Origin of the sequence: Micromonospora sp. ALFpr18c (genome assembly GCF_008868155.1) — a bacterium.
Lineage (GTDB): Bacteria > Actinomycetota > Actinomycetes > Mycobacteriales > Micromonosporaceae > Micromonospora.
Genome location: NZ_WBKR01000236.1, coordinates 1 through 8,932, shown reverse-complemented (window position 1 = coordinate 8,932; position 8,932 = coordinate 1). Strand labels below are relative to the sequence as shown.

General features: G+C 71.4%; 7 protein-coding genes. 5 read left to right on the top strand and 2 right to left on the bottom strand.

Features of this window, described 5'->3' with window-relative positions; genetic code table 11:
- Together F8271_RS27830 and F8271_RS27825 are read right to left on the bottom strand one after the other, a co-directional pair.
- Nucleotides 1-932: 1-acyl-sn-glycerol-3-phosphate acyltransferase (locus F8271_RS27830; protein WP_151492814.1), on the bottom strand; the 932-nt coding region annotated here is incomplete at its 3' end.
- Entirely contained in the window at nucleotides 929-1,708 is a 780-nt protein-coding gene (locus tag F8271_RS27825; protein ID WP_151492813.1) for a GNAT family N-acetyltransferase, read from the bottom strand. The genes F8271_RS27825 and F8271_RS27830, both read right to left, overlap by 4 nt.
- 151 nt (nucleotides 1,709-1,859) lie before the next feature.
- Between F8271_RS27825 and F8271_RS27820 the strand changes: the two genes are divergently transcribed.
- From F8271_RS27820 to F8271_RS27800, 5 genes are all read left to right on the top strand, one after another.
- Complete coding sequence (locus F8271_RS27820; RefSeq protein ID WP_151492812.1) at nucleotides 1,860-2,507, top strand: hypothetical protein; 648 nt, start codon at nucleotides 1,860-1,862, stop codon at nucleotides 2,505-2,507.
- 140 nt (nucleotides 2,508-2,647) lie between these two features.
- A complete protein-coding gene (locus F8271_RS27815) occupies nucleotides 2,648-3,583 on the top strand; it encodes an ABC transporter ATP-binding protein (RefSeq protein WP_151492811.1) in 936 nt (311 codons plus the stop codon).
- Nucleotides 3,580-4,401 (top strand): ABC transporter permease, encoded by an 822-nt coding sequence (locus F8271_RS27810; RefSeq protein ID WP_151492810.1) that lies wholly within the window; start codon nucleotides 3,580-3,582, stop codon nucleotides 4,399-4,401. Before F8271_RS27815 ends, F8271_RS27810 begins: the two co-directional genes overlap by 4 nt.
- Before the next feature lie 396 nt (nucleotides 4,402-4,797).
- Nucleotides 4,798-8,526 (top strand): multifunctional oxoglutarate decarboxylase/oxoglutarate dehydrogenase thiamine pyrophosphate-binding subunit/dihydrolipoyllysine-residue succinyltransferase subunit, encoded by a 3,729-nt coding sequence (locus F8271_RS27805; protein WP_151492809.1) that lies wholly within the window; start codon nucleotides 4,798-4,800, stop codon nucleotides 8,524-8,526.
- A gap of 108 nt (nucleotides 8,527-8,634) precedes the next feature.
- A complete protein-coding gene (locus F8271_RS27800) occupies nucleotides 8,635-8,820 on the top strand; it encodes a DUF6104 family protein (protein WP_088987811.1) in 186 nt (61 codons plus the stop codon).
- The last annotated feature ends 112 nt before the right edge of the window (nucleotides 8,821-8,932 follow it).

Genomic DNA, 8,932 nt, shown 5'->3' with positions numbered 1-8,932 from the left:
GCCAGGTCGAGGTCCTGGCCGATGGCCTGCGGCAGCGCCGTGACGGCCGGTGGCAGGGTGGGCACCGGCCGCAGCCGGGTCCGCGTGGCGGCACCCGCCGCGGGCACCAGGTGTACGGCCGACTCGGCGGCCCGGGCCAGCAACCGCCGGTCGGCGTCGCGGGCCGGGTGCAGCGCGCCGGCGATCGTCACCGAGACCACCAGCTCCCGTGCCGAGACCACCCGGGCAACCGAACGCAGCAGGGTGTCCGCCCCGAGGAAGGCCGCCGCCGTGGTCGGCGAGCCGGTGACCTCGCACCGGTAGCCCAACCGCAGCGGCACCACCGGGCTGCCCGCGTCGATGGCCGCCTGGAACATCGCGGGACGGAACCCTCCGCTGGGGCGGCAGTCGGCCGCACCGTCACCCGCACACCAGGTCGTACCCTCCGGGAACACCGCCACCGACCGGCCGGCGCGCAGCGCGTCGGCGAGCCGGCGCACGGTGGCCGGCAGGTCCCGTGGCCGTGACCGGTCCACGAAGACCGTGCCCGCCGCGGCGGCCAGCATGCCGACCACCGGCCAGGATCGGACCTCCCGCTTCGCCACCATCCGGGTCGGTGCCACCGCCAGTACCGCGAGGATGTCCAGCCACGACACGTGGTTGGCGACCAGCAGCGCCCGCCGGCGGGGCAGCCGTCCCCGGATCACCAGGCGGACGCCGAACGCCCGCGCGGTGCCCCGCGCCCAGCCGCGCATCGCCGCCTGCCGCTCCTGGGACGGGAGTACGGGCAGCAGCACCACCAGACCGACACCGGCCAGCAGCATGCCGGCCGCCGCGACCAGCCGGAGCACCCGGCGGGCCACCGGCACGGTGGGCACCTCGCCGGCCGCCGGCAGGCACTCCTCGTCGCATCCGGAGGAGGGCCGCCACAGGTCGTGCGCAACGGCGGTCACTGCTCCGCCTCGCCCAGGAAGTGCCGCAGGTAGCGCGGGTTCATCCGATCCAGGGAGAAGAGCACGTAGAAGTCCGCGCACCCGAAGTCGGGGTCGTACGACGGTTCGCCGCAGATCCACGCGCCGAGCCGCAGGTAGCCGCGCAGCAGCGGCGGCACGGCGACGCGGCCGGCCGGCTCGCCCGCCGTCGCCGCGTCGACGGCGGCGGCCGGCTCGGCGAACCAGGGACGCAACGGGCGGACCCGCAGCGGCGGCGGCGACAGGTGCCGGGCCTGCGCCTGTGCCCACACCCCGGCGACCGTACGACCGCCGTCGGCCACCGGCACCGAGGCGCAGCCGCCGAGCCAGCGGGAGCCGCGCAGGTGCAGGTACCGGGTGATGCCCGCCCACATCAGGTTGATGACCGCGCCCGAGCGGTGGTCCGGGTGTACGCAGGACCGTCCCGCCTCGACGAGGTCGTCGCGGAGCGGGTCGAGCGCGGCGAGGTCGAACTCGTCCTCGGCGTACCGCCGGGCGGTGCGGCCCGGCGGCAGCAGCCGGTACGTGCCGACCACCTCGCCGGTGCTGTCCTCCCGGACGATGAGGTGGTCGCAGTGTGCGTCGAAGGGGTCCACGTCCAGCCCGGCCGCACCGGGCATGAGGGTGGCGCCGAGTTCGGTGGCGAACACCTCGTGGCGCAGGCGTTGCGCGGCCGCGACCTGGGTGGGGTCGTCGGCGATCAGCAGGGTGTATCCGCTGGTCGTCAGGGGTGCGCCAGCGGCATGCAGAACGGCCATGGGATCTGTGTAAGTGCCTCGGGTTGCCATCCACGGGCACCACTGGTGTCGGCAGGATGAACGCCGGCCGGCAGATGCGTCCCACGTCGGCCGTGCGAAGCTGCGGGACGGACCGGCGACGGCGCCGGCACGCCCCCACCGGAGGTCGACGATGCTCATCGAGTCCCGCTACAACGGGCCTCCCGGCTCCGGCAACGGCGGCTGGAGTGCGGGGGTCTTCGCCGCCGCGGCCGGTGGCACCGGGCCGGTCGAGGTGACGCTGCGCCGACCGCCACCGCTGGACACCGAGCTGAGCCTCACCGGCGGCGAGGTCCGCGATCCGGCCGGCGAGCTGGTGGCCGTGGTACGCCCCGTCGAGACGGTCGACGCCGTCGTACCCCCGGTCGACCTGGACACCGCGGTCGCCGCGGCGGCCCGCTACCCCGGCCTGGTCGAGCATCCGTTTCCGGGTTGCTACGTGTGCGGGCCGGACCGGACCGACGGGCTGCGGATCTTCCCGGGTCGGCTGCCGGACGGCCGGACCGCCGCGCCGGTGCGCGCACCCGATCAGGTCAGCGACGCCACCCTCTGGGCGGCACTGGACTGCCCCGGCGGCTGGACGGTGCTCGCGCCGGGCCGCCCGTACCTGCTCGGCCGGATCGCCGCGGTGATCGCGGCGCGGCCGGCGCCGGGCGACGAGTGCGTGGTGACCGGTGCGCTGATCGGCGTGGACCGCCGCAAGGCGTTGGTGCACACCAGCCTGTACGGACCGGACGGCGCGCTGCTGGGCGTGGCCCGGGCCACCTGGATCGCCCGCTGACCCCGATGTCGTCCGCGGGGATGAGGTGTCTCCGCCCGGAGACGGACCACGCCGTACGGACCGCGCCTGATTGACCTTGTTGCCCGGGACCGTCACGCTGTGCCACGGCGTACCTCGACGCCACGCACGGGAGGAGAACGATGACTGACGGGCAGCGAAGCCCCACCAGCGACGGTCAGATCGTGGTGTCCGGTCTGACGAAGCAGTACAAGAACGTCCGGGCGGTGAACAACCTGTCCTTCACCGTCGCGCCGGGGCGGGTGACCGGCTTCCTCGGCCCGAACGGCGCCGGCAAGACGACCACGCTGCGGATGCTGCTGAACCTGGTCACGCCGACCGCCGGCACGGCCACCATCAGCGGCCACCGGTACGCCGACCTCGCCGACCCGCTGCGGCACGTCGGCGCGATCCTGGAGGCGTCCAGCGCGCACAAGGGCCGCACCGGCATCAACCACCTGCGGGTGATCTGCGCGGCGGCCGGACTGCCCAGGACGCGGGCCGACGAGGTACTGGAGCTGGTCGGGTTGACCCCGGCGGCGAAGCGCAAGTTCAAGGGCTACTCGCTGGGCATGAAGCAGCGGCTCGGTATCGCCGCCGCGATGCTCGGTGACCCGCGGGTGCTGATCCTCGACGAGCCGGCCAACGGCCTCGACCCGGAGGGCATCCGGTGGATGCGCGGGTTCCTCAAGAACCTCGCCCACGAGGGCCGCACCGTGCTGGTCTCCAGCCACCTGCTGTCGGAGATGCAGTTGCTCGCCGACGACGTGGTGATCATCGCAGCCGGGCAGCTGGTCCGGCAGGGTCCCGTCGAGCAGGTCCTCGGGTCGATGGCGCAGGGCGCCCAGGTGCGGGTCCGCACTCCGCAGGCCGAGGCGCTGACCACCGCGCTGAAGGCGCAGTCGGCCACCGTCACCACCGACGAGCACGGCGTCCTGCTGGTCTCCGGGGTGGACGCCCCGACGATCGGCCGGGCCGCCCTGGCCGCCGGCGTCGAGCTGCACGAACTGACCACCGAACGGCCCGATCTGGAACGGGTCTTCCTGGAGCTGACGGCCGGAAAGGCGGGCATTCGATGAACCTGGTCCGATCCGAGCTGCTCAAGATCCGTACGACCAACACCTGGTGGGTCTTCGCGCTGATCAGCCTGCCGCTGTGGGCGCTCACGCTGCTCATCAACTGGTTGCAGGCCGATGCCCTCACCAGCACCAACCCCGCCGAGGTGGGCGACCAGGCCGCCCAGTTCGAGGCCGCGGCCACCCCCGACGCGCTCTCGTCGAACCTGTTCACCACCGGGCAGTTCTTCGGCCTGCTCATCATCATGCTGCTCGGCATCATCGTGGTGACCAGCGAGTTCTTCCACCAGACGGTCACCACCACGTTCCTCACCGCACCGCACCGCACCGCGGTGATGATCGCCAAGCTGGTCGCGGCGGGCGTGCTGGCGTTTCTGTTCTGGCTGGTCACCACCGTGTTCAACCTGATCGCCGGGTCGGCGGTGCTGAACGCGGTCGGGGTGGAGTCGCAACTGGGCAACGACGCAGCCTGGCGGGCGATCGGGTTGAACCTGCTCGCGTACCTGCTCTGGGCGGTGTTCGGCGTCGGCATCGGCGTGCTGATCCGCAGCCAGATCGGCGCCACCGTGACCGGCATCCTGCTCTACCTGGGCGGCTCGATCGGTGCCATCCTGGTGATCAGCATCCTGGCCAACCGGTGGGGTGACTGGATCAACAACCTGCAACTGCTGGTGCCGTCGCTGGCCTCGTCGCTGATGGTCACCGGGACGGAGATTCCCGGCAACCCGCCGCGCTGGGCCGGCGCCGCCGTGCTGATCGGGTACGCGGTGGTCACCGGCGTGGCCGGCAGCCTGCTGCTGCGTCGGCGCGACATCTCCTGACGGACAGGTCCCGGGGTGGCGGCGGCACGGCCGCCACCCCGGTCCGTCGGGTCACCCGCCCGGGCAGCCTCGGCCGCCGCTGCGCGGGATGCACTGCGTGATCGCCGGGCCGGGCTCCTGGTCGGCGGGAGTGTGGCCGATCAGGAGCCCGGTGGCCGCACGGCCGCGCTTCGGACATCCACACCCGTACTCAGTCCCGCCTTACCAGCCGGTGGCCGACCACGCAGGGTTTGCTGAACTTCTGGCATCTTCTGTGAAACCGGCCACCCGACCGAGGCGGAAATGCCTGCGGGATCCGTACGGCGTAGCCTGGGAGTCGTCCTGTCCGTGGTCCTTTACTGGACGCGACGGACACCGCGTGACACACAACCCGCGTGAAAGAGGCGATTACCGGCCGTGTCGACCCAGCAGACTTCGCAGGAGAACCCACTGGCGGGTTTCGGCCCGAACGAGTGGATCGTCGAGGAAATGTACCAGCGGTACCTCGCCGACCCAACGAGCGTCGATTCGGCCTGGCACGACTTCTTCGCCGACTATCGACCGGCACCGGGCGCCGGCACACCGCGCGCCGCTGAGGCGTCGGGCAAGCCGGCCGCCGCGCCCGAGCCGGACGGCCAGCCGGAGGCGGCCGCCACGGTCAGCCAGCCGGCCGCCGCCGCACAGCCCGCCGCCCCGGCCAAGCCGGCCGCCGCGGCCGCACCGACGAAGGCCGCGCCGGAGAAGACCGCCCCGGCCAAGCCGGCCGCCAAGGCCGCCGCCCCGACCGCCGACGGTCCGCAGACCACGCCGCTGCGTGGCGTCGCCGCGAAGATCGTCCAGAACATGGACGCCTCGCTGAGCGTGCCCACCGCGACCAGCGTCCGCGCGGTCCCGGCGAAGCTGCTGGTCGACAACCGCATCGTGATCAACAACCACCTCGCCCGCGGGCGAGGTGGCAAGGTCAGCTTCACCCACCTGGTCGGCTACGCGATGGTGCGGGCGCTGGTCCAGCACCCCGAGATGAACAACTCCTACGCGGAGGCCAACGGCAAGCCGGCGGTGGTCCGCCCGGCGCACGTCAACCTCGGCATCGCGATCGACCTGGCCAAGCCGGACGGCACCCGCAACCTGGTGGTCCCCTCCATCAAGGGTTGCGAGCAGATGGACTTCCGGCAGTTCTGGCAGGCGTACGAGGACGTGGTCCGGCGGGCGCGGCGCAACGAGCTGACCATGGAGGACTACTCCGGCACCACGATCTCGCTGACCAACCCGGGCGGCATCGGCACCGTGCACTCGATGCCGCGGCTCATGCAGGGGCAGAGCGCGATCATCGGTGTCGGCGCGATGGAGTACCCAGCCCCCTACCAGGGCATGTCCGAGGCCACCCTCGCCGAGCTGGCGGTCAGCAAGATCATCACGCTGACCAGCACGTACGACCACCGGATCATCCAGGGCGCGCAGTCCGGCGAGTTCCTCAAGGTCATGCACGAGCTGATCCTGGGCGAGCACGGCTTCTACGACCAGATCTTCACCTCGCTGCGCATCCCGTACGAGCCGGTGCGCTGGGTCCGCGACGTGGCGGTCAACTCCGAGGGTCAGATCAACAAGACCGCCCGGGTGCACGAGCTGATCCACGCGTACCGGGTGCGCGGCCACCTGATGGCCGACACCGACCCGCTGGAATTCACCATCCGCAAGCACCCCGACCTGGACGTCCTCCAGCACGGGCTGACCCTGTGGGACCTGGACCGCGAGTTCCCGGTGAACGGCTTCGCCGGCCGCCAGCGGATGAAGCTGCGCGAGATCCTGGGCGTGCTGCGCGACTCGTACTGCCGCCGGGTGGGCATCGAGTACATGCACATCCAGGACCCGGAGGAGCGGCGCTGGATCCAGGAACGGATCGAGCGCAAGTACGAGAAGCCGTCCGCCGACGAGCAGAAGCACGTGCTCAACCGCCTCAACGCCGCCGAGGCGTTCGAGACCTTCCTGCAGACCAAGTACGTCGGCCAGAAGCGCTTCTCGCTGGAGGGCGGCGAATCGCTGATCCCGCTGCTCGGCGAGGTGCTGGAGTCCTCCGCCGAGAGCGGGCTGGACGAGGTCGTCATCGGCATGGCGCACCGGGGTCGGCTCAACGTGCTCGCCAACATCGTCGGCAAGCCGTACGAGAAGATCTTCTCCGAGTTCGAGGGTCACCTGGACCCGCGCTCGACGCAGGGCTCCGGCGACGTGAAGTACCACCTGGGCCAGAACGGCAAGTTCACCACCCCGGACGGCGAGCACAACGTCAAGGTGTCGCTGGTGGCCAACCCGTCGCACCTGGAGGCCGTCGACCCGGTGCTGGAGGGCATCGTCCGGGCCAAGCAGGACCGGATCGACCTCAAGCTGGAGGGTTACACCGTGCTGCCGCTGGCGGTGCACGGTGACGCCGCGTTCGCCGGGCAGGGCGTGGTCGCCGAGACCCTCAACCTGTCGCAGCTGCGCGGCTACCGCACCGGTGGCACCGTGCACGTGGTGGTCAACAACCAGGTCGGCTTCACCACCGCCCCGGAGTACAGCCGGTCCAGTCTCTACAGCACCGACGTGGCCCGGATGATCCAGGCGCCGATCTTCCACGTCAACGGCGACGACCCGGAGGCCGTGGTCCGGGTGGCCCGGCTGGCCTTCGAGTACCGGCAGGCGTTCAACAAGGACGTCGTGATCGACATGGTCTGCTACCGCCGGCGCGGGCACAACGAGGGCGACGACCCGTCGATGTCCAACCCCCAGATGTACAAGATCATTGACTCGAAGCGTTCGGTGCGCAAGCTCTACACCGAGGAGCTGATCGGTCGCGGCGACATCACCGTGGAGGACGCGGAGGAGCTGCTGCGCGACTACCAGTCGCAGCTGGAGAAGGTCTTCAAGGCCACCCGGGACGCCGCCGCCGCGCCGCGCCAGCTCAACCGGCCGCGCCGCGAGGAGGAGCCGGAGCCGCAGGTCGACACCGCCACCGACGCCGCCGTCGTGAAGGCGATCGGCGAGGCGCACATCAACCTGCCGGAGGGCTTCACCCCGCACAAGCGGATCCAGCAGCTGCTCGACCGGCGGGCCAAGATGTCCGTCGAGGGCAACATCGACTGGGGCTTCGGCGAGATCATCGCGCTGGGCGCGCTGCTGCACGACGGGGTCACCGTCCGGCTCGCCGGGCAGGATTCGCGTCGCGGTACGTTCGTCCAGCGGCACGCCTCGGTGGTCGACTCCCGCACCGGCGAGGACTACCTGCCGTTGAAGTCGCTCACCGGCGATGGCGAGCGCTCCCGGTTCTTCGTACACGACTCGCTGCTCAGCGAGTACGCCGCGATGGGCTTCGAGTACGGCTACTCGGTGGAGAACATCAACGCCCTGGTCGCCTGGGAGGCCCAGTTCGGCGACTTCGTCAACGGCGCCCAGTCGGTGATCGACGAGTTCATCTCGTCGGGCGAGGTGAAGTGGGGTCAGCGCTCCGCGGTCACCCTGCTGCTGCCGCACGGCCACGAGGGCCAGGGTCCGGACCACACGTCCGGCCGGCCGGAGCGGTTCCTGCAGATGTGCGCCGAGGACAACATGCGGGTGTCCATCCCGACGACCCCGGCGAACTACTTCCACCTGCTGCGCCGCCAGGCCCTGTCGCCCAAGCGCAAGCCGCTGGTGGTGTTCACGCCGAAGTCGCTGCTGCGGCACAAGCTCTGTGTCTCCCCGGTGGAGGACTTCACCACCGGCACCTTCCAGCCGGTGCTGCGCGACACGGCCGCACCGGCACCGGAGGCCGTGAAGCGGGTGCTGCTCTGCTCCGGCAAGGTCTACTACGACCTGTTCCAGGCCCGGCAGGAGCGCGGCGTCACCGACACGGCGATCATCCGGATCGAGCAGCTGTACCCGCTGCCGGTGGAGGAGATCCGGGCCGCCCTGGCGCAGTTCCCGAACGCGGAGGACTTCGCCTGGGTCCAGGAGGAGCCGGCCAACCAGGGCGCCTGGTCGTTCGTCGCGCTCAACCTGCTGGAGCACCTCACGGACGTCCGGCTGCGGCGGATCTCCCGCCCGGCGGCGGCCGCCCCGGCGGTCGGCTCGGCCAAGACCCACGAGGTCGAGCAGACCGCGCTGATCGAGGCGGCTCTCCCCCGCCCGTGACCTGATCGCACCGCGAGAGCCGGGGCAGGGCCGTTCACGACGGTCCTGCCCCGCTCCGTCGGTCCAACCGCCCGGCCCGCGCCGGGCCGACGCATGAGGACGTACGCCGTGTACTTCACCGACCGTGGCATCGAGGAGCTGGTCGAGCGCCGGGGCGACGAGCAGGTGACCCTGGAGTGGCTGGGTGAGCGCCTGCGCGACTTCGTCGACCTCAACCCCGACTTCGAAACCCCCATCGAACGCCTGGCCACCTACCTGGCCCGCCTGGACGACCCCGACGACGACGACGCCTGAACCCCCCGGTGGTGATCAAGAGGTTTGCGTCACCAGCGGCCCCGATCGTGACGCAAACCTCTTGATCACCGAGGCGGGAGGGTCGGAGGGCCCGGGTGGGGGGTCTCGCGAT

Bases quoted from the DNA above. Each gene is read 5' to 3' on its own strand.
- F8271_RS27815 (WP_151492811.1), top strand. From the start codon at position 2,648: ATGACTGACGGGCAGCGAAGCCCCACCAGCGACGGTCAGATCGTGGTG.
- F8271_RS27825 (WP_151492813.1), bottom strand. From the start codon at position 1,708: ATGGCCGTTCTGCATGCCGCTGGCGCACCCCTGACGACCAGCGGATAC.
- F8271_RS27810 (WP_151492810.1), top strand. From the start codon at position 3,580: ATGAACCTGGTCCGATCCGAGCTGCTCAAGATCCGTACGACCAACACC.
- F8271_RS27820 (WP_151492812.1), top strand. From the start codon at position 1,860: ATGCTCATCGAGTCCCGCTACAACGGGCCTCCCGGCTCCGGCAACGGC.